20 protein-coding genes and 3 pseudogenes are annotated in these 19,943 nt (G+C 34.6%); 19 read left to right on the forward strand and 4 right to left on the reverse strand.

Going from position 1 to position 19,943, the window contains the following annotated elements; genetic code table 11:
* The first annotated feature begins 25 nt into the window (after nt 1–25).
* The 4 genes and pseudogenes from NOX90_RS01155 to NOX90_RS01170 all read left to right on the forward strand — a co-directional run bounded on the left by NOX90_RS01155 (nt 26) and on the right by NOX90_RS01170 (nt 2,833).
* On the forward strand, nt 26–391 hold the full coding sequence (locus tag NOX90_RS01155) for a transposase (protein WP_375603639.1): 366 nt from the start codon (nt 26–28) through the stop codon (nt 389–391).
* Nucleotides 392–408: 17 nt separating this feature from the next.
* Nucleotides 409–792, forward strand: coding sequence for a transposase (locus NOX90_RS01160; protein ID WP_375604573.1), 384 nt, complete (start codon nt 409–411; stop codon nt 790–792).
* A 42-nt stretch (nt 793–834) separates the two neighbouring features.
* A pseudogene (locus NOX90_RS01165) lies at nt 835–1,086 on the forward strand (ankyrin repeat domain-containing protein); the annotation flags it as partial.
* Between the two features lie 241 nt (nt 1,087–1,327).
* Nucleotides 1,328–2,833: a type II secretion system protein GspD gene (locus tag NOX90_RS01170; RefSeq protein WP_375604227.1), complete on the forward strand. Its 1,506-nt coding sequence runs from the start codon at nt 1,328–1,330 to the stop codon at nt 2,831–2,833.
* A 7-nt stretch (nt 2,834–2,840) separates the two neighbouring features.
* On the opposite strand, the gene NOX90_RS01175 is transcribed toward NOX90_RS01170, so the two are convergent.
* From NOX90_RS01175 to ligA, 3 genes are all read right to left on the reverse strand, one after another.
* A complete protein-coding gene (locus NOX90_RS01175) occupies nt 2,841–3,770 on the reverse strand; it encodes an outer membrane protein (protein ID WP_375604574.1) in 930 nt (309 codons plus the stop codon).
* Nucleotides 3,771–3,837: 67 nt separating this feature from the next.
* Nucleotides 3,838–5,064, reverse strand: a complete 1,227-nt coding sequence (gene mtaB / locus NOX90_RS01180; protein ID WP_375604228.1) for a tRNA (N(6)-L-threonylcarbamoyladenosine(37)-C(2))-methylthiotransferase MtaB — start codon at nt 5,062–5,064, stop codon at nt 3,838–3,840.
* Nucleotides 5,065–5,162: 98 nt separating this feature from the next.
* On the reverse strand, nt 5,163–7,151 hold the full coding sequence (gene ligA, locus NOX90_RS01185; protein ID WP_375604229.1) for an NAD-dependent DNA ligase LigA: 1,989 nt from the start codon (nt 7,149–7,151) through the stop codon (nt 5,163–5,165).
* Between the two features lie 353 nt (nt 7,152–7,504).
* Here ligA and NOX90_RS01190 point away from each other — a divergent pair, with 353 nt between their 5' ends.
* The 8 genes and pseudogenes from NOX90_RS01190 to NOX90_RS01225 all read left to right on the forward strand — a co-directional run bounded on the left by NOX90_RS01190 (nt 7,505) and on the right by NOX90_RS01225 (nt 12,247).
* On the forward strand, nt 7,505–7,738 hold the full coding sequence (locus tag NOX90_RS01190) for a hypothetical protein (RefSeq protein WP_375604230.1): 234 nt from the start codon (nt 7,505–7,507) through the stop codon (nt 7,736–7,738).
* A gap of 60 nt (nt 7,739–7,798) precedes the next feature.
* Entirely contained in the window at nt 7,799–8,164 is a 366-nt protein-coding gene (locus NOX90_RS01195) for a transposase (protein ID WP_375603639.1), read from the forward strand.
* Between the two features lie 17 nt (nt 8,165–8,181).
* Nucleotides 8,182–8,565 (forward strand): transposase, encoded by a 384-nt coding sequence (locus NOX90_RS01200; protein WP_375604573.1) that lies wholly within the window; start codon nt 8,182–8,184, stop codon nt 8,563–8,565.
* Between the two features lie 300 nt (nt 8,566–8,865).
* Complete coding sequence (gene gltX, locus NOX90_RS01205; RefSeq protein ID WP_375604231.1) at nt 8,866–10,188, forward strand: glutamate--tRNA ligase; 1,323 nt, start codon at nt 8,866–8,868, stop codon at nt 10,186–10,188.
* A 258-nt stretch (nt 10,189–10,446) separates the two neighbouring features.
* Nucleotides 10,447–11,138: pseudogene (locus tag NOX90_RS01210) on the forward strand (transposase).
* A 22-nt stretch (nt 11,139–11,160) separates the two neighbouring features.
* Complete coding sequence (locus NOX90_RS01215; protein WP_375604232.1) at nt 11,161–11,331, forward strand: transposase; 171 nt, start codon at nt 11,161–11,163, stop codon at nt 11,329–11,331.
* Between the two features lie 150 nt (nt 11,332–11,481).
* Nucleotides 11,482–11,724, forward strand: a complete 243-nt coding sequence (locus NOX90_RS01220; RefSeq protein ID WP_375603621.1) for a transposase — start codon at nt 11,482–11,484, stop codon at nt 11,722–11,724.
* A gap of 64 nt (nt 11,725–11,788) precedes the next feature.
* Nucleotides 11,789–12,247: a transposase gene (locus NOX90_RS01225; RefSeq protein WP_375604575.1), complete on the forward strand. Its 459-nt coding sequence runs from the start codon at nt 11,789–11,791 to the stop codon at nt 12,245–12,247.
* Here the strand turns inward: NOX90_RS01225 and NOX90_RS01230 are convergent.
* Nucleotides 12,238–13,519, reverse strand: a pseudogene (locus NOX90_RS01230) (IS110 family transposase). The gene NOX90_RS01225 and the pseudogene NOX90_RS01230 overlap by 10 nt on opposite strands.
* 392 nt (nt 13,520–13,911) lie before the next feature.
* Between NOX90_RS01230 and NOX90_RS01235 the strand changes: the two are divergent.
* The 7 genes from NOX90_RS01235 to NOX90_RS01265 all read left to right on the forward strand — a co-directional run bounded on the left by NOX90_RS01235 (nt 13,912) and on the right by NOX90_RS01265 (nt 19,920).
* Nucleotides 13,912–14,598 (forward strand): TerC family protein, encoded by a 687-nt coding sequence (locus tag NOX90_RS01235; RefSeq protein ID WP_375604233.1) that lies wholly within the window; start codon nt 13,912–13,914, stop codon nt 14,596–14,598.
* 566 nt (nt 14,599–15,164) lie between these two features.
* A complete protein-coding gene (locus tag NOX90_RS01240) occupies nt 15,165–15,506 on the forward strand; it encodes a DciA family protein (RefSeq protein ID WP_375604234.1) in 342 nt (113 codons plus the stop codon).
* A 37-nt stretch (nt 15,507–15,543) separates the two neighbouring features.
* Entirely contained in the window at nt 15,544–15,858 is a 315-nt protein-coding gene (rpmB, locus tag NOX90_RS01245) for a 50S ribosomal protein L28 (RefSeq protein WP_375604235.1), read from the forward strand.
* Nucleotides 15,851–16,714 carry a lipoyl synthase gene (gene lipA, locus NOX90_RS01250; RefSeq protein ID WP_375604236.1) on the forward strand — a complete coding sequence of 288 codons (864 nt, stop codon included), beginning with the start codon at nt 15,851–15,853 and terminating at the stop codon, nt 16,712–16,714. Before rpmB ends, lipA begins: the two co-directional genes overlap by 8 nt.
* Nucleotides 16,715–16,866: 152 nt before the next feature.
* Nucleotides 16,867–17,982, forward strand: a complete 1,116-nt coding sequence (locus NOX90_RS01255) for a hypothetical protein (protein ID WP_375604237.1) — start codon at nt 16,867–16,869, stop codon at nt 17,980–17,982.
* A gap of 109 nt (nt 17,983–18,091) precedes the next feature.
* Nucleotides 18,092–18,808, forward strand: coding sequence for a bifunctional demethylmenaquinone methyltransferase/2-methoxy-6-polyprenyl-1,4-benzoquinol methylase UbiE (ubiE, locus tag NOX90_RS01260; RefSeq protein WP_375604238.1), 717 nt, complete (start codon nt 18,092–18,094; stop codon nt 18,806–18,808).
* Nucleotides 18,805–19,920 (forward strand): FtsW/RodA/SpoVE family cell cycle protein, encoded by a 1,116-nt coding sequence (locus NOX90_RS01265; RefSeq protein WP_375604239.1) that lies wholly within the window; start codon nt 18,805–18,807, stop codon nt 19,918–19,920. The genes ubiE and NOX90_RS01265 overlap by 4 nt, the downstream gene beginning before the upstream one ends.
* Nucleotides 19,921–19,943: the final 23 nt, after the last annotated feature.

Consider the following 19,943-nt stretch of genomic DNA (forward strand, 5'->3'; position numbering starts at 1 on the left):
AAGTGTGTTATAAGATATATTTTAAATGTACCCAAGCGATATAAGTGACAAAGAATGGAAGATGATAGAGCAATATTTTGAACCTAAAAAGACCGGCAGACCAAGAAAACACAGTATCAGAACGATTATCGATGCAATAAGGTATGTGATGAGAACAGGCTGTCAATGGAGACAACTACCTAAGAATTTTCCACCATGGAAAACCGTGTATAGTTGTAATTCGCGTTTAAAAAAAAGTGGAATATGGCAAGAAATTCATGATTTTCTAGTTAAAAAACTAAGAAAGATAATTGGTAAGAATGAAACTCCATCAGTAGGAATAATTGACAGTCAATCAGTAAAAACCACTCAAAAAGGGGATCCAGAGGATATGATGCTGGCAAGAAAGTAAAGGGTAGAAAACGCCACATCGTTGTAGATACTCTAGGTCTTGTAATTGCTGCTGAAGTACACAGTGCAAGCATTCAAGATCGTGATGGTGCACTAAATCTTTTTGTTCAAGCCAAATGCAAAGCTCCAACATTACGTAAGTTTTTTGCTGATCAAGGATATACAGGTAAATTGCAAAACCGCTGTTTATTGGAAACTGGATGTTTGTTGACGATTACCAAGAAAGTAGTTGATACAGGATTTCAGGTTATTCCTAAACGTTGGATTGTTGAGAGAACCTTTGCTTGGCTCTCCAATTTTAGACGTATGAGTAAGGATTATGAGCATTCTCCTCTCACTTCAAAAAATAACATCTTTTTTAATATGATCACTATTATGCTTCACAAATTAGCTCATTCTTGAGTTTGAAGACATGCTCTTAACATTAAGTGTAATAACGGTCATACCGCGATAGATATATTCATTAGCAAGGCTCATAGCAANAANAACATCGAAGAAAATTACAAAAAATTTTGTAGATTTTTGATGCTTTACCTGAAAGAGCTACATAGTAAACACAAAGCCTGTTGTATACTTTCAACCCTAGCTCTAAGCTTAACAATTATAGGCTTACCATTTATCTTCAAGCCTATTATTAAATACAGAGAAAGAAGTAAAATATATAAAAAAACTAAGGCTATGCTGATCTACATTTAAGTACAAGATAGAGTGTGCAAAAAACATATATAGCTAACCCAAGCAAGGTTTCTCCGCGTCATACTGCCGCGGTGCTAACTAGTAGCGGAATGACGGTTGTCGGTAAATCTAAGTCAGTTTAGCTATAGCCAGTGTAGGTCAAGCTAATATATGACAATTATCTGCTCGATGAAAACGAAATTAAATACATTTTTAATATTTTTATAGAAATCTATTAGTATAGATTTCGTATGCTATTCTAATGGCTATTTTTAAATGCTTAATGCTCCTTTTTATTATTTCTTGCACACACCTGCCTACTAAGCAACATCTCACTAATATAGGCAACGAAGATCATCATGATATAGGTGAACACGATTATTCGTTGCAGCAATACAACACCTCTTTGGAGATTAATGAACCGGCAATACCAGAAATTATACCTTTACCAGTAGAGTTTCCCGATCTTACAATCAGTAATCAGCTTATTTCTATTAATGTTAGTGAAGAAGTATCAGTAAAAGATTTGCTGATTGAGATAGGAAAACTTTCTGACGTTAACTTGGACATAGATCCCAAAATATCAAGTAATATTATTTTAAAGCTAAAAGATAAGAATATAAACGAAGTAATGCAGAGTATAGCCAACAGCGCCAAATTGCGTTACTCAACAAGTAATGGTGTAATTAGAATTGAGCAGGACTTGCCATACGCGCAAAATTATTACGTAGACTTCATTAATATTCAACATTCTGCTCAAAGCAGTTTCGTCATTAGTAACAATATTACTAACAGTGATGGAAGTAACGTTGATAGGGACTATAACAATGTTATGAAGTCTCAATACAGTAGTGACTTATGGAATTCATTAGAAAAAGGCTTGAATGCAATAATCGATGTTAACGGGGTGGATGATGGCGAATTCCTTTCATCCAACAGAGAAGCTGGTGTTATTATTTTGAATGCTAGAAAAGATATCCATAAAGCTGTTGAAGAATATATTAATAAGGTTAAGAAATTAGCGTCTTCTCAAGTAATGATAGAGGCAAAAATAGTTGAAGTTGTGTTAGATGACAAATATCTTTCTGGTATAAACTTAAATGATCTACATGATGGAGCCAAATCTACAATGGATCACGATAATTCCATCATTAATCTAGCAATGAGCTTTGGTGCTAGTGATTTAGTGAACTTAGTAAAAAATTTAGACAAATTTGGCACTTCAACTGTAATTTCAAGTCCTAGAGTACATGCTATAAATAATCAGCAAGCGATGATTTCATTTACCAAAAACCATATTTATTTTACTTCCGATATACAAAAAGATACTAGAAACTCTAATCAGACCTTAATTACCAAGATGAATAGCGTTCCAATAGGTGTTGTGCTAATAATTCACCCAAGCATTAACATTGATACTAGTGAAATATTCATGGATATACATCCAACTTTATCAAGAATTAACGGCTACACTAAAGATCCAGATATAGAGTACGTCGCACAGCAGAATAGAATGAAATTAAATAGCGACATTCCAATTGTTGAAATCAGAGAAATGAACTCTATGTTAAAAATTAAGAGCGGTGAAATTATGGTAATCGGTGGGCTTATAGAGCATAGAGAAGATAAGCAAAGCTTATTGCATCAGAAGTCAAAAAGGCTAGCGAATAACATTAGAACAGTAGAAACCGTCATCTTTTTAAAAGCAACAATAGTACCAACTTTTGGTTTGCTAGACAGAAAAGATAAAAATTTATGTATATGTTGAATAATTACTAAAAATTAAATATCAAACCAATTTCAATATTGTGAGTAAATATGTCATCTGCAACAGGTATCGGAATGCTAAAGTAACGATAGCCGAGAAAGGTTTTGACTTCTGGGATTATTGAATAATCAATACCAAGCTTTATTTGATAAGCAAACCAAGGAACATTCAGTGGCATTGAATTTTGGGGTGACCCATTAATCTTTTTTAATCTCAAAACTGTTGGTCCTATACCAAGACCAATGTACGGAGCAAATTGCGTATTTTGAATGTTGGGGTTATAATAAAGGTTTAATAAAAATGCAAACACGCTTGCTGATTTATCAAATATCGGAGGAGAATTACTATCTTCAATATTGGCTATAGAATACATGGTTTCAAAATCAACTCGGCCATTTTCTCCAGCATAGTAACCTAAAGATATGCTGTTAAGCCACTGGAAATCAATTTTACCATCAAATTGCTGTATATTTTTAATTTCATTTGCCACTATATTTTTTATTATAAAACCATAATGACTTTCAACTAAAGTTAGGACTCTCTCCCCTATTGCCTTTATACCCTTTACAAATGTTTCTGAATTATCATGGTATACCTTACCACCGTTAGCGCTAACATAAAAATCAAGTTTTTTTGATTTTTCTTTTGTAGGCTCAGCTTGATCTGCAATACGTGACCACATATTTTTCTGATCAGCGACTTGGAGAATAGAAGGTTGCTTAATAGGACTACTTTCAAGTTCTTGATATTTTAAATCATTTATTAGTATTTCTTTTTCAGTAACCTCTTCAGAACGTATTACACTTTCATCATTGTCTGTTTCTAATTTTAAGGGTTGTACTTGCTCAATGTGTGTACTATTACTAATATAAGTAATAAAAAAATAGACACATGGAATGAAAATTAAAAATAAAGCAATAGATATTTTAGTTATCACAAATGAACCCATAATTATCATTTATAGTATAACTACTATATCATATATTTCTTTAATGTACAAAAAATTAAGGTAAGATACTTCCGATTAGATAATTATTTTCCACTCCTTTAACATTAACTTTCACAATACTCTTGGCTTGAGCTTTTGATTCAAGCTTTACTAATGCAAAATTTTCTGTTCTACCGATATGATTTTGCTCAACCAGAACACTTTGTTCAGTGCCTATCAAAGATTGATAAAAATTGCTCATCATTTCCTTATTTATTTCTCTTAAATTTTTTACTCGTTCTTTACGCACATCCTCTGATATTTGTGGCATTCGTGCAGCAGGTGTATTCTTCCGCTCTGAATATGGAAAAGCATGTAGGTAAACTATATTTGTTTTTTTCAGTAAATCAACTGTATCCTGAAACATTTCATTAGTTTCTGTTGGAAATCCAGCAATAATATCAGCGCCAAATGCTATATTAGGCCTCAAGCTCTTCATTTTATGACAAAATTCTATCACTTGTTCTCTGTTGTGACGACGCTTCATTCTCTTTAGTATTAAATTATTACCAGATTGTAGACTCAAATGTAAATGAGGCATAAGTCTTGACTCATTAGTTATTAAATCCATTAATTCATCGTCAACTTCAGCAACATCGATAGAGGAAAGTCTTAGCCTCTTCAACTCTGGTATATCCTTTAAAACTCTCCTAATCATTGAACCAAGTGATGGCTTAGCAAACAAATCTGTACCAAAGTCAGTAATATCAACACCTGTAAACACTACTTCTTGATATCCATTTTCTACAAAGATCCTAATTTGCTCTACAATATTGTTTATTGGCACAGATCGATTATCCCCTCTTGCCTCAGTAATTGAACAAAATGTGCAGCTATGATTACAACCATTTTGAATTTCAATAAACGCCCTTGATTTATCTTCAAATCCATTAATTAGAACAGGTTCTACTTGGTTATCACTGACTAAGATTTTATCGTCATTTAGTAAGTAATTTTCAGCTTTTAGCTTATCTTGATTACCCAGCACTTTACTCACACCAGGAATATCGCTATACGCTTCAGGATCCAACTGAACAGCACAACCAACAACGATAATTTCTTTACTTGGGTCATTTTTATAGATCTTACGTATTTTTTGCTTTACTTGGCGTTCTGCTTCGTTTGTTACTGCGCAGCTATGCACCACAACAACATTTTCTCTCTTTGCTTTTTTTAATGCTTCTTTGATTAACTCACTCTCGTAAAAATTTAGACGACAACCAAATGTTATTACTTCATTCATGCTAGTATTCTTTACAATTTAATTATTATATCAAACATCCAAGCAAAATGACCATTGTTTTGGTAGATAAGTGCTATACGGACACTGGGATCCAAGTGTCATTTGAACACTCCCGAATTTACCACTTTATGCCACTGGTCTTCATCTAAAATCTCTACACCTAATTCCACTGCCTCTTTATATTTAGATCCTGGTTTTTCTCCTGCAATTAGGTAGTCAGTTTTAGCAGAAAGATGTGAGCTGACCTTTGCTCCCAGAGTTTTGGCTCTTACTTTTGCCTCTCCTCTACTCATAGCAAGTAGCTTACCAGTAAACACTATAATTTTATTATTTAAAACAGAGTCACTAGAGTTGGAGCTCGCAGGAAGAATTTGAAGACAAGCAGTAAGATCATTTAACATTTTGATGTTATGTTCCTTAGAAAAAAATGATTCCAAAGATTCAGCCACTTTTTTTCCTATGCCGTCTATACTGACTAGCTCAGTATTATCTGATGACAGTTCAATCATCGAATTATACCAATTATAATAAGAAACATAATAATCTGCAAGCAATTCTGCTGCAACTTGGCCAATAAATCTAATACCTAAAGAAAATATAAACCTATCTAGAGTTATTACCCTTCTGCTTTGTATAGCGTTTAATAAATGAGCTATTGATTTCTTGCCCCAACCAGACTGTTCTTCCAGATTAAATTCATCCAATTTTTCTTCTAAAGTAAAAATATCATGGATTTGTTTTATCAGACCAAGGTCGTAAAAAAACTCTATCTGCTTACCACCAAGGCCAACAATGTCAAATGCATCTTTCGATACAAAATGCTTTAGTTTTTCTATTATTTGAGCTTTACAGGCAAATTCCTCAGGACATCTTACTGCCGCCTCTCCCTCAACCTGACGTACTTTACTACCACATTCAGGGCATACTTCAGGAAACACAAATTCAGGTGTATTTGGAAGACGAGAATCTCTGCTTACTTCAACGATCTGGGGAATTACATCTCCTGCCCTTTTAATTGTTACAATATCTCCTTCTCTTATGTCTTTACGTTTTATCTCATCTTGGTTATGCAGACTTGCTCTACTAACTAGCACCCCACCAATATTGACTGGCACTAAATCTGCAACTGGAGTTAAAACTCCTGTTCTACCCACCTGTATAAATATCTTATTTAACTTTGTTTTTGCATAAACTGCAGAAAACTTGTACGCAAGTGCTGAGCGCGGTGCTTTGTGAGTATTCCCTAGACGATTTTGTAGTACCAAATCATTTACTTTATAGACTATTCCATCAATATCATAATCTAAGTTATAGCGACAGTTATAGACTTCGTTATAGAACTTCAGCATTCCATCCAAACTACTCGTTAAGGACTGATGCTCATTTACGCAAAAACCAAGTGCCTCAAGCTTATTTAGTATTTCACTTTGACTTTTCTCTGCTTCACCAATTAAAGAATAAGCAAAATATCTAAGAGGTCTGCTTGCTGTAATGTTTGCATCCAATTGCTTCAGAGAACCAGCGGCTGCATTTCGAGGATTGGCAAATTCATCATTTTCATTTAACTTTAAAAAGTCGCTGTTACTGATGTATATTTCACCTCTTACTTCTAGTCTTCCTTGCACACCTTGCAAAAACTTAGGAAAGCCTTTTATTGTTGCAACATTGTGAGTAACATCTTCCCCTACAAAACCATCACCTCGAGTTGCAGCTTTAACAAATCTTCCATCCTCATAAATTGCAGAAAACGACAATCCATCAATTTTTGGTTCACATAATATCTCTATTTTGTCCTCAATTAAAAACCTCTTTATTTTAGACAAAAATTTCTCTACACCTTGTTCATCATAAGCATTCTCAAGGGAAAGCATAGGTTCTTGATGTTCCACCTTAGAAAACCTCTCATCAGGTGGAGCACCAACACTATCTTGTGTTGCATAAATTTCTGGCTCTATTTCAGCTAACTTTTTCTTCAGTTCATCATATTCAGCATCACTTATCTCTGGCTTACTTTTTTGATGATACAAGACATTATGATAATTAATCTGATCTTGTAGTTTTTTTCTCATCTTTTCTAAGTTAGTCATGATACCAATATAATGCTACTTGTCGTTAAGTCATGAACTTTTTTAAAGGCGTTATAAATTTATACTACTGCTCTAAAAGTAACTATGCTAATATTAATATAACATTTATATTAATATTAGCATAGTTTTTAGATTGAGGAGTATATTATGGTAAAACACAATTACAAAAATTTGGCTAACGAATCAAACTTCAGCTCTCAAGTGTATCATGCAGGAATGTTTGATAAAATTCTGGGTATAAGCAAAACAGCAAAAGAAGCTGCGAGTCAAGTAATAGCCGAAATGGGTGAGGACTTAAAAGCAGAAGCTAGANNAAAGCAGCTCAAGCTGAAGTAAACAAAATTGAAGGAAAAATGCTAAACTCAGCTGAAGAGAAAGCTAAGACAATAGCTAACCAAAAAGCTCAGGAAATAGAAAAAAATATATTGGAGTCTGTTAATGAAAATGCTACAAATGCAGCTAAAGATGCAGCTGAAAAAGCAGTAAAAAATGTAGGACCAGAAGTTGCAGATCTGCTGAAGCCAGAAATAAAGACTCAGATAGAAGAAGCAGTCAAAAAATACAGTGAAAAAAAATTGAAAGTCTAAGAGCATGTCTTCAAACTAAGTAGAAAGGAGTTAAGAAGTGTGTTATAAGATATATTTTAAATGTACCCAAGCGATATAAGTGACAAAGAATGGAAGATGATAGAGCAATATTTTGAACCTAAAAAGACCGGCAGACCAAGAAAACACAGTATCAGAACGATTATCGATGCAATAAGGTATGTGATGAGAACAGGCTGTCAATGGAGACAACTACCTAAGAATTTTCCACCATGGAAAACCGTGTATAGTTGTAATTCGCGTTTAAAAAAAAGTGGAATATGGCAAGAAATTCATGATTTTCTAGTTAAAAAACTAAGAAAGATAATTGGTAAGAATGAAACTCCATCAGTAGGAATAATTGACAGTCAATCAGTAAAAACCACTCAAAAAGGGGATCCAGAGGATATGATGCTGGCAAGAAAGTAAAGGGTAGAAAACGCCACATCGTTGTAGATACTCTAGGTCTTGTAATTGCTGCTGAAGTACACAGTGCAAGCATTCAAGATCGTGATGGTGCACTAAATCTTTTTGTTCAAGCCAAATGCAAAGCTCCAACATTACGTAAGTTTTTTGCTGATCAAGGATATACAGGTAAATTGCAAAACCGCTGTTTATTGGAAACTGGATGTTTGTTGACGATTACCAAGAAAGTAGTTGATACAGGATTTCAGGTTATTCCTAAACGTTGGATTGTTGAGAGAACCTTTGCTTGGCTCTCCAATTTTAGACGTATGAGTAAGGATTATGAGCATTCTCCTCTCACTTCAAAAAATAACATCTTTTTTAATATGATCACTATTATGCTTCACAAATTAGCTCATTCTTGAGTTTGAAGACATGCTCTTAGAAGTTGGTGCAAATAGTCTCCATGAGAGCGCAAAATTATTGTCTCTTATGGCAGAAAATGAAACATGTGCAAACCAAGATTTAGTGTATTTTTAATCACAACAGGAGTTTTTGTACTAGGTTCCTGCTCGGTATACTTAAGTAGCCTTTTCCATGCCAATAAGCCGTAGTTCTTTAACGCTAACTATGGATCAGCCAAGAAAGAAGAGTAGGAACACTTGCTTTAGCAGTATATTTATATAAAATTAAAATAAATTAGAGTAAACAATATTGCTATTTAAATGCTAACAAGATTCGCTCCAAGCCCAACTGGCTATCTCCATGTAGGAAATGTACGAACTGCTCTGGTTTGTTGGATGTACACACGTAATCAAAATGGAAAATTTTTACTTCGTTTTGATGATACTGACCTTCAGCGTTCAGATGTCAAATATATAAATGATATCATTGAAGACTTGAAATGGATTGGCATAGATTGGGATGCAAGTTTTAAGCAATCAGAGCGCTTTGAGCGCTATAACGAGGTGTTCTTGCAGTTAATAAAAGAAGGGCATATTTATGCATGCTATGAAACAAGAGAAGAGTTAGAAATTAAACGAAAGTTGCAGTTAAAACAAGGACTTCCCCCGGTATATGACAGAAGCGCGTTACTTCTAACTGAGCAAGAGAAAATTCGTTATGAGCAAGAAGGAAGAAGACCACATTTCAGATTTAAGTTGGATAGAAATGAAGTTGTTAAATGGAATGATGAAGTTAAAGATGAAATAAATATTGCAACCAGTAGCATAAGCGACCCTGTGGTAAAAAGAGAAGATGGAATTTACACATACATGTTACCTTCTGCTATCGATGATGTTGACTTTAATGTAACTCATATTGTACGCGGGGAAGATCATGTAACTAATACAGCAGTGCAAATCCAAATGATTAAAGCATTAAAAGCGAAAATCCCTACATTTGCTCACCTTCCTCTGCTACATTTTGATGATAGCAAGATATCGAAACGGAAAGGCGGGCTGGATATCAAGTCCATAAGAGAAAATGAGACTGAACCAATGGCGCTAGTTAGTTATTTAGTAAAGCTCGGAACATCCAATCCAATTGAAGCTTGCGCCTGTATGCAATCTTTGATTGACTCATTTGATATTAAAAAATTTAGCTCAGCATCTGCACAATTCAGCTTGAGTGAAGTATACAAGCTAAATAGCAAAGTTCTGCAACAAATGCCATTTGAAATGGTGCAAGACCGTTTAAATCAAATTGGAGTTGACTCCTCAGAGTTTTGGTATTTTATAAGGAACAATATAGAAAGGTTTTCTGAGGTGGCCAAGTGGTGGAAAATATGCAAATCCGATATAGAGTCTGTGATTCTTGATAAGGAGCTTATAAAAATTGCGTTCAATGTATTGCCTCAAGGCGATTGTAATGAAAACACGTTGTCAGAATGGGTCAAAACTATTCGACAAACAGTGGATATAAAGGCAAAAGACCTATTTACGCAGTTGCGTTCAGCTTTAACAGGAACAGAAACAGGACCAGAGCTCGCTAAATTATTAATTTTTATCGGCAAAGAAAATATCATTGCAAGGTTAAAAGAAAAGTGAAAACCAAGGTGTCCGTTCAGCAGAGTGGCAAAATAGGTAGACAAGATAAACCAAAAAATCAAGAAAAAGTGAGTTTACAACAAATGGTATCATCCAAGTAGCTGACACTGGGATGGCTTTGTTGCATCGCTCTTCGGATAGTAGGTAACGCACAATAAATTTATGAAGCTATCTCAAATTTAGCCAGGGAATGTTCAAAAAAGTGTGTCAAACCGAAAAAAAAGTAATAAATTGATATAAAAAAATGGAGGTTTGACAATGAGTCAGAAAGTAGTAAACAGAACTACCGGATTGGTAGATTATAAAGAGTTGGGAACAAATATCCTGTCGTCTATACGAGAAGGAAGACCGTTGACAGGAAGGNNATTAACACCATTTATAAAAAGACTGCTGGAGGCAAGTTTGGAAGGTGAAATAGAAAATCACTTGTTGGCTGAAAGCGAAGAAAATAATCGAAGAAATGGGAGAAATGGAAAGACTTTGCGGACAAGTGCAGGGTCATTTGAGCTTTTGACGCCAAGAGATAGAGAANNGGAACCACAAATAGTCAAAAAAAGGCAAACAAACCAGAGCTGGAAACGAAGATTTTGAGCACATTTGCCAGTGGTATGAGCTATAGAGATATAGCGTCACACGTTGAGGAAATTTATGATCACAAAATATCGGTTGCAGAAGTATTACCGACAAATTACTGCCTATAATCAATGAATGGCCACTGCAATCAGATAGTATTTATGGTTCTTTAAGGTCAAAGAGATTGCGTAAGTAAATGTATGTACAATATATTGGGCATAGACCAAAATGGAAGAAAAGAAGTCTTGGGCTTTTATTTGGCTGAAAGTGAAGGAGCTAACTTTTGGTTGGGAGTGCTAAATGACCTCAAAGAAAGAGGAGTAGAAGATATTCTGATTGCATGTGTAAAAAGCTTTCCTGCAGCTATAAATAGCTAAAGCAGAAGTACAGCTATGTATAGTGCATCAGATAAGGAATTCACTGAAATATGTATCAAGCAAAGATGTGAAAGTTTTCATGAATGATCTGAAAAAAATATATCGTGCTGCAAGCAGAGAAATTGCCGAGAATTACTTACTTGAGCTAGAAAAAAAATGGGGACCCATTGGTTGTAAAATCGTGCCAGAATAATTGGATCCGGCTATTTTAAGTATTCTGAGGAGGCTAATTTAATCCTATTGAGGGGTTGCATAGGCAGATTAGAAAATTCACTAAAACTAAGAGCATGTCTTCAAACTAAGTAGAAAGGAGTTAAGAAGTGTGTTATAAGATATATTTTAAATGTACCCAAGCGATATAAGTGACAAAGAATGGAAGATGATAGAGCAATATTTTGAACCTAAAAAGACCGGCAGACCAAGAAAACACAGTATCAGAACGATTATCGATGCAATAAGGTATGTGATGAGAACAGGCTGTCAATGGAGACAACTACCTAAGAATTTTCCACCATGGAAAACCGTGTATAGTTGTAATTCGCGTTTAAAAAAAGTGGAATATGGCAAGAAATTCATGATTTTCTAGTTAAAAAACTAAGAAAGATAATTGGTAAGAATGAAACTCCATCAGTAGGAATAATTGACAGTCAATCAGTAAAAACCACTCAAAAAGGGGATCCAGAGGATATGATGCTGGCAAGAAAGTAAAGGGTAGAAAACGCCACATCGTTGTAGATACTCTAGGTCTTGTAATTGCTGCTGAAGTACACAGTGCAAGCATTCAAGATCGTGATGGTGCACTAAATCTTTTTGTTCAAGCCAAATGCAAAGCTCCAACATTACGTAAGTTTTTTGCTGATCAAGGATATACAGGTAAATTGCAAAACCGCTGTTTATTGGAAACTGGATGTTTGTTGACGATTACCAAGAAAGTAGTTGATACAGGATTTCAGGTTATTCCTAAACGTTGGATTGTTGAGAGAACCTTTGCTTGGCTCTCCAATTTTAGACGTATGAGTAAGGATTATGAGCATTCTCCTCTCACTTCAAAAAATAACATCTTTTTTAATATGATCACTATTATGCTTCACAAATTAGCTCATTCTTGAGTTTGAAGACATGCTCTGAGAGTCTTCACTATTTTTTCCTTATATAACTTTTCATAGTAATCAATGCCCTTCGCTACATATTCCTGTCCATACTTTAGCATACTATAAAAAATGCAACNCAATTTCCTAGCCGTAGCGGTAATCGCTTTCGGTGCTCCTAGTCGTTTTTTTAACCTTCTGCAATATGCACCAATCCAACTGTTGCTTCTTGACACACACTGGGCAGCCATCCTAAAAGCATTTGCAGCACGAGCAATAACTTTGNNTTCTCGTCCCAAATACTTTTTCCCCTGTAATTTTATTAGCAGGACTTAGCCCCAACCAAGAAGTAAAGTGCTTCTCTGATGGCCATTTATCGTGGTTTAAACCAAATTCTGAGATAATTGTTTGTATAGTTAGCACATCAAACCCAGGAACTTTAGTAAAATCAATACCGGTTACTCTATACAGTTCTTCGTGTAAAGGAAAGTCTGGTCTGTTTTTTGAAAACCTATTCTTTATTTTGCTGCATCGCTTATTCTCGTCAGATTTTGTTTCAAATGTTTTGTAATATTGTTCGATGCTTTTGTCGCATTCTGCTATTTTTTTCTGATAAATATTATACAATTCAAATTCTTGCTTTAACACGAATAAGAGTTCCTTTCTGTAGTCGCCTTTTAGCGCTTTTGCCATGGTAGATCTATCATTTCTTATCCGTACATCTCTCAATTCTGATAATTTTTCAGAATTCCTTTCACCTCCAATTATTGCTTTGATAATTTGCATACCGGTCACTCCAGTAACATCACTTATGACTTTGTGTAATTGAACGTTCATTTGAATTAACGCTTTTTGCATACGTAGAATATGTGAGGATGCATTTTCAATCAGGTTGCTAAGTTGCCTAGCGTAATTATGCAATACACACATTTGATCATCAGGTCTAAACGACCCATGGAGTAATCCATAGCTGTGTAATTGTTGTAAACATTGACAATCTTGAACATCGGATTTTCTACCAGGTACGTTCTTAATATATCGTGCATTTACCAATTTTACCTCAAATCTATATGACTCAAGTACTTGAAACAAAGGGATCCANNCTGTTGATTCCATGGCTATTGTAGTAACTTTGCACCTCTTTAACCACTTTGCTAAGTTATAAAGATCTTTTGTGAAGCAGCAGAATTTTTGTATACTCTGTTTATCTCTTCCTTCTGGTACACATACATAATGCACAGATGAACCAATCTGCCGCATCANGACCTCTAATTTACTTTTTGTTTTTGCCATTTCTAACCTCCATCATATAATAGTTGAAAAGCACTTCAGCTTGGAACGGTTGAATTATACGCTCTTCTAATCGAGGTAGTCTCAAAGACTCCATCAGTGGTTTGATCGTTCCTCCAAAACCACGCTCCTAAACGGGCACTTAAGCACCATTGGTCAGTCGGTTATAACTGCAGAAGTACTTCTTGATAAATTATATATAGAAATTGCTATGGAAGCGAAGAAATAGTTTCTTTCCGGTTTAACAAGATTTTTTTCTTGTTCGACGCTCCTAAGAAACTCTCTCAATTAATGACCTTCTGTTTTTCTGGAGAGCTGCTATAAAACTTCTGAGTGAAGTCATTTAATTTTTACACATCTATTGTAGAGTAAGAAGAGCCGAATTTGGGACAAAAATGCTAGCCGATGCTTGGACTTTACTGACACTTACACTACTTGAAACTATACTTGGTATAGATAATTTAATCTTTATTTCTCTAGCAATAGATAAGGTACCAAATGCGCTGAGAGAAAGAGTGCGCCTTATGGGTCTTGGATTAGCGCTATTAATGCGTTTTGTAATACTATTTTTTACATCATCTATATTGTCAATGCAAAAACCTATATTTTACGCTGCATCGCTGGATATCTCAGCAAAGGATTTACTTATGATTACAGGAGGGTTATTCCTTATTGTTAAAAGCTCTATGGAGTTATGGAACGACATTTTTGTGCGTAAGGAGAATAAAACAAAGGCAAACGTTAAATCAAAATTTTTTTTAGTTGTGCTACAAATTATATTAATAGATTTAGTTTTTTCGGTTGATTCGATATTAACTGCTATAGCATTAACTCATAACATGGTAATAATTGCTACAGCATTTACATTTTCCATATTAGCAATGATATTTTTATCAAGTTATACTGCTAAATTAATCAAATCTAACCCAGGGTTGAAAATAATCGCCATTTTATTTATTTTATTTGTTGGTATGTACCTCATACTTGATGGACTTCACATAGAACTACCAAAAGGATATTTGTATTCTTCATTTATGTTTGCATTGCTTGTAGAAGTTGTAAGTGGCATGAGGAAAATGTAGCAGATCTCTTTGAAAACTATTCTGCACAAAGCAAAAATCTAATTGTCATTCCAGCGCGTGGCACTTTTTCTGAGGTACTTTCTGTTTTTATTATGGAGTATAGGAAGAAGACCTCGTTACCCAGATTCTGCCACCGGTGAGGTTCACAAAATGTGATGACTTCGTATAGGAGTTTGAAACCTGCTCCTGAAAATCGATTTCGAAGGACTTTCCTTCATCTTCAACAAAGCTTCTCACAAACATTACTTTGTTTGTTACTGCAGCACACAATTGTTTTTTGGATCTAGCCTGGCAAGTTAATAATAATTTAACTAATTACAATTAAAACAGCTATAAGGTTAATTATGAGGCAAAGATGACAGCACAAAATTTGGTAAATGGAATGATCTTGACAAGTGCTACGTTGAGATAAATTTTACATAAAAATACTGCTTTTTATGGTGTGAGGCCAGAGGGTAGAGTTGTTGTTAAAGCAGCTACAATCCCAGTTGTAATACTGGGATTGACAAATACCTACATACTATATTAAACTTATAGAATGATAAAAATTGATTTTTGAGGTTATTATGCTCAAACGTAGCGGTCCAAAAAAATTAAAGTCTATAATTGAAAATTATGCATTAAAATGCATGAAAAATAAAATTAGCAAAAATGAAATACGTCTGATTTTAAACTGGCGAAATATAGTAGGGAAAGAAATAGCAGAGTGTACAAAACCAAAAAAAATCTCATATGCACAGAATATAAATTCGGGTGTGTTGAATCTGGTAGTAACAAATGGCAGTAAAGCATTGGAAATTCAGCATATGATTTCTCTTATAATAGAAAAAATTACGATATTTTTTGGCTATAAAGCAGTATATGGTATAAAAATTAAGCAAGAGAGTATTGACTATTTGACTATATAAGGTAATCTAAGTACATAGAATAATTCGGTATATTAAAGTGAGTAGAGTTTGCGAATTAACAAATAGAAAAAAGTCTTTTGGTAATAAGGTATCACATTCGAATCGTAAAACAAAGCGTACCTTTCTTTTAAATTTACATAAGGTTACGTTGACAAGTGATATATTAAATAAAAAGTTTAGATTTCGTGTAGCAACAAGAACTTTAAGAACTATAGATTACAAAGGTGATTTAGATGCTTTTTTGCTCAACACAAGAACGATTAAACTAAGTGAGAAAGCGCAGAAGATAAAAAGCAGGTTGAAAAAAGTTTTAGTAAAGCAAGAGGTAGAGTTAGCAGTTTCAGATGCATAGCAAACCTCCATGGCTCAGAGCAAAAGCTCCGACCGGTGAAGTATTCAATGAAACTTTAAACATCGTTAAACTGCATAACTTACATACGGTATGTGAAGAAGCTGCATGTCCAAATATTGGTGAATGTTGGAATAAACGTCATGCTACTGTGATGATTCTTGGTTCTGTTTGCACTCGTGCTTGTGCATTTTGCAACGTTGCAACTGGCATTCCTGATAAACTAGACCCTCATGAACCAGAAAATTTAGCAAAAGCAATAAAAAAGTTAAACTTAAAACATGTTGTCATTACCTCTGTTGATCGTGATGATTTGCCAGATGGTGGCGCAAATCAGTTTATACAGTGCATAGAAGAAATTAGAAAGATAACTTCAGAAACAACAATAGAGATTTTAACTCCTGATTTTTTAAATAAGAAAGGAGCATTTGAAGCAATTGCTGTTGCATCACCTGATGTCTATAATCACAATATTGAAACAGTGCCGAGATTGTATGCAAAAATAAGACCACGAGCTCGCTATTTTCATTCACTATATTTGTTGAAGATGGCAAAGCAGATTAATCCTAAAGTTTTCACAAAGTCAGGGCTTATGGTTGGTCTTGGAGAAACAAAAGAGGAAATACTTCAGGTTATGGACGATTTGCGCAGTGCTGAGGTTGATTTTATTACAATTGGTCAATATCTACAACCAACTCCAAAACATGCAAAACTTGATAGGTATGTTACCCCAGAGGAATTTGAGCATTATAAATACGTTGCTTACTCCAAAGGTTTCTTAGTGGTTGCATCAAGCCCACTAACTCGGTCGTCATACCACGCTGAAGAAGATTTTAACAGGCTCAAGGCCTGTCGTTGATATTTTTAGTTGATTTTTATTAATTTTAACGGTATATTATAATATTATTATTTGTGGGGAAAAAGGTGATAGGCAATTCTAATTTAAGAAAATTATTAATATTTGATTTTGACCAAACCATTACTAATCAGCATATGCACTCTTTTTTTTCGATGAAAAAATCTGGTGATTATAATTCTGGCAAAGAAAATGCAGTAACTGAACAAGATATAAGGGGATTTTTACAAAAGGAAAACTCGGGAATCAAAAATGCAGAAAAGCTCAAGTCTGTATTGCAAGATGCATATGATAAAGGTGTAGAAGTTGCCATTGCATCATTTACAAGCTACCCAAAAACAGTAGATTACGTGGTAACAAACCATCTGGGTTTAACAAAAGAGCAGGCGCAAAGTATCAAAGTAGTTGGAGGAATGGATGAAAGTTTTGAGCAGGAAAATTCAAAAATTAGAAAAAATCTACATGTCTTATACCTTTTAAAAGCATATAAGAAAATCAGAGGTACGCTGCCGCAAGAAGTAATGTTAGTTGATGATGATAATTTGAACGTTGTTTGTATTAGTGATTTTTGCAAGAACGTAGAGGAACTATTAGCACAAGATATGAATAGTATCTTAAAAAATATAGATCCAGAAATAGCGAAAGTTGATGTCAGTAAAGAGGAATTAAAAAGTATCAAATTTCAAGGAATTCTAGTATCTAGGGGGCCGATAACAGAAGTGAATGGGGCAGTAGATAATGGTTATTTGGGTAAAGTAGAAAAATGGATTAAACCTGAGAAGGAAAAACATGTGGGTTTTTGTGAAAGCAACAATGAGATTCATGAGTTTGAGAATAACCAAGATAAGTTTATGAGACATTTTCAATCATTGCCTCCGGAGCAAGCTTTGGAGGAATTGCAGAATAGTTTGGATGGTTTAATGAAAGAACCAAGATCTATGAAAAGAGAGATCAAATTACGAGAAGATCTCATTGAGCAAATAAAACAAAAAAACAAACCACACCTATGGAAAAGAGGTGCAGCAATTATTGCTCCGCCAGCAATTGGGTTACTAGGAGGTTTAGCAGCTTTGGTATTAATAACAGAAGGAGCATTCTTAATTGCAGCTTTAGTTGCTGTAGCTACTACAGTAGCTATGTATGGACTTGAGTATCTGATTAAGCCTCAATTGCTAGAAAAGCCTAGTGAAACTCTAAAAGGTTTGGTAGAGGTGGCAAAAAATTTCTTCGCAAAGGGAGACAAAACTCAAGAGTTACATCAAGCCCACTAACTCGGTCATCATACCACGCTGAAGAAGATTTTAACAGGCTTAAGGCTTGTCGTTGACATTTGCGTTAATTCAAATTAATTTTTACTAATTATAAAGGAGTTTTTACGTAATGTCTACTATAAAAATCAAGAAGAAATCGCAATTAGTTAAAGAGGTATTCGACTCCGTAGCAAATCGCTACGACACCATGAATGATATAATGAGCCTCGGAATGCACAGATTGTGGAAAGATAAAATGGTAAATAGTGTGCATTTTACAAAAAACTCTAAGGTTTTAGATGTTGCTGGAGGAACTGGAGATATAGCAATAAGAATAGTAAGAAAAGAGCCAAGTGCTAAGGTTACAGTGTGCGATATAAATCAAAATATGCTAAGCAGAGGACGTGATAAAGCTATAAATTCAAACCAAATTAATTTTGATTGGGTATGTGCAAGTGCAGAAAGTTTACCATTTGAAGACTCCGAATTTGATTATTGCACAATAGCTTTTGGCATTCGAAATGTTTCTAACCGTAAGAAGGCTTTAAATGAGGCGCACAGGGTATTAAAACCACATGGAAAATTTATCTGCTTAGAATTTGCCCCTATGCACTATCAAAATGAGATATTTACCAAACTTTATGACTTATATTCATTTAAAGTAATTCCTAAAATTGGCAGCATAGTTGCTAAAGACAAGAGTTCTTATGAATATTTAGTGAAGAGCATCAGAGAATTTCCAACTCAGGCTGATTTTAAAATGGAGATTGAAGAGGTAGGTTTTAGGAATGTTGAGTTTCATAATATGAGCTATGGAATAGTGGCATTACACATTGGAACAAAATGAATATTAAACTCTGGTATAGAACGCTGGATTATTATCTCATCCTTCCAGTGTTTTTTTTGCTCACTATAAGCTTCATTCTTGTTTATTCAGCAAGCCCTGTAATTGCGCAGCGTCTTTTTCTACCACAGGATTATTTTATACGGCGCCATACAATTTATATAGTCCTGTCACTAATTACCTTGGTGACATTTTCTTTTCTCAACACAAGAACTATACTTAACCTCTCGTTCGCAGGTTTCATTTTATTTACTATTCTAGTAGCAATTGCGATAATACTTGGTATAGAGGTAAAAGGTGCGAAACGATGGTTACATATTGTCAAAATTTCTGTTCAACCATCTGAGTTCGTAAGGCCATTTTTTTCTGTTGTTATAGCTAGTATCTTGGCCAGCGAAATGAGGTTTAAAATGCACATATCAATCATAATATTTCTGTTAGTTTTTGTGTTGTTACTTTTGCAACCTGATTTCAGTATGTCCATGCTTTTAACATATTCTTTTATTGGTCAAATGTTTATTGCATGTATACCATTTTTATACTTTCTATGCATAATAGGAATGGCCACAACTGGAACTACAATAGCTTACTTATGCCTCCCACATATAAAGCAAAGGATTTACAATTTTGTCTTTTTTACGCAGCGCGATAACTTTCAAGTCACAAAATCATTAGAAGCATTCAAAAGAGGTCAATTAACTGGAGTTGGACCTGGTGAAGGTAGCGTAAAAGCCTCTCTTCCTGATTGTCATACAGATTTTGTGTTTTCTGTTTTAGCAGAAGAATTTGGTTTGATTACGTGCTTAGCCACATTGATGTTATTTGGTATCATTTCCGCCCGTTTGCTTTACGTTGCATATAGGGAAAATGAATTATTTAATCTGTTAGTGATTCTCGGTATCTCAATGCAATTCATCACACAATTCATAATAAACATAGGGGTAACATTGAGTGTTTTTCCTACCACCGGCATAACCCTGCCGTTACTTAGCTATGGTGGCTCTTCTCTTTTATCTTCGAGCATCGCACTTGGCATAATGCTGTCTTTTAGTAGAAACCAAGCTACCGCATTAAAGTTTCGTGAGCGTGTTATGCTTGGAAGGTATATGGACTAAACTTGTACCGCTCACAACTATTA

The sequence above is a fragment of the Wolbachia endosymbiont of Anurida maritima genome (assembly GCF_042182995.1).
GTDB lineage: Bacteria > Pseudomonadota > Alphaproteobacteria > Rickettsiales > Anaplasmataceae > Wolbachia.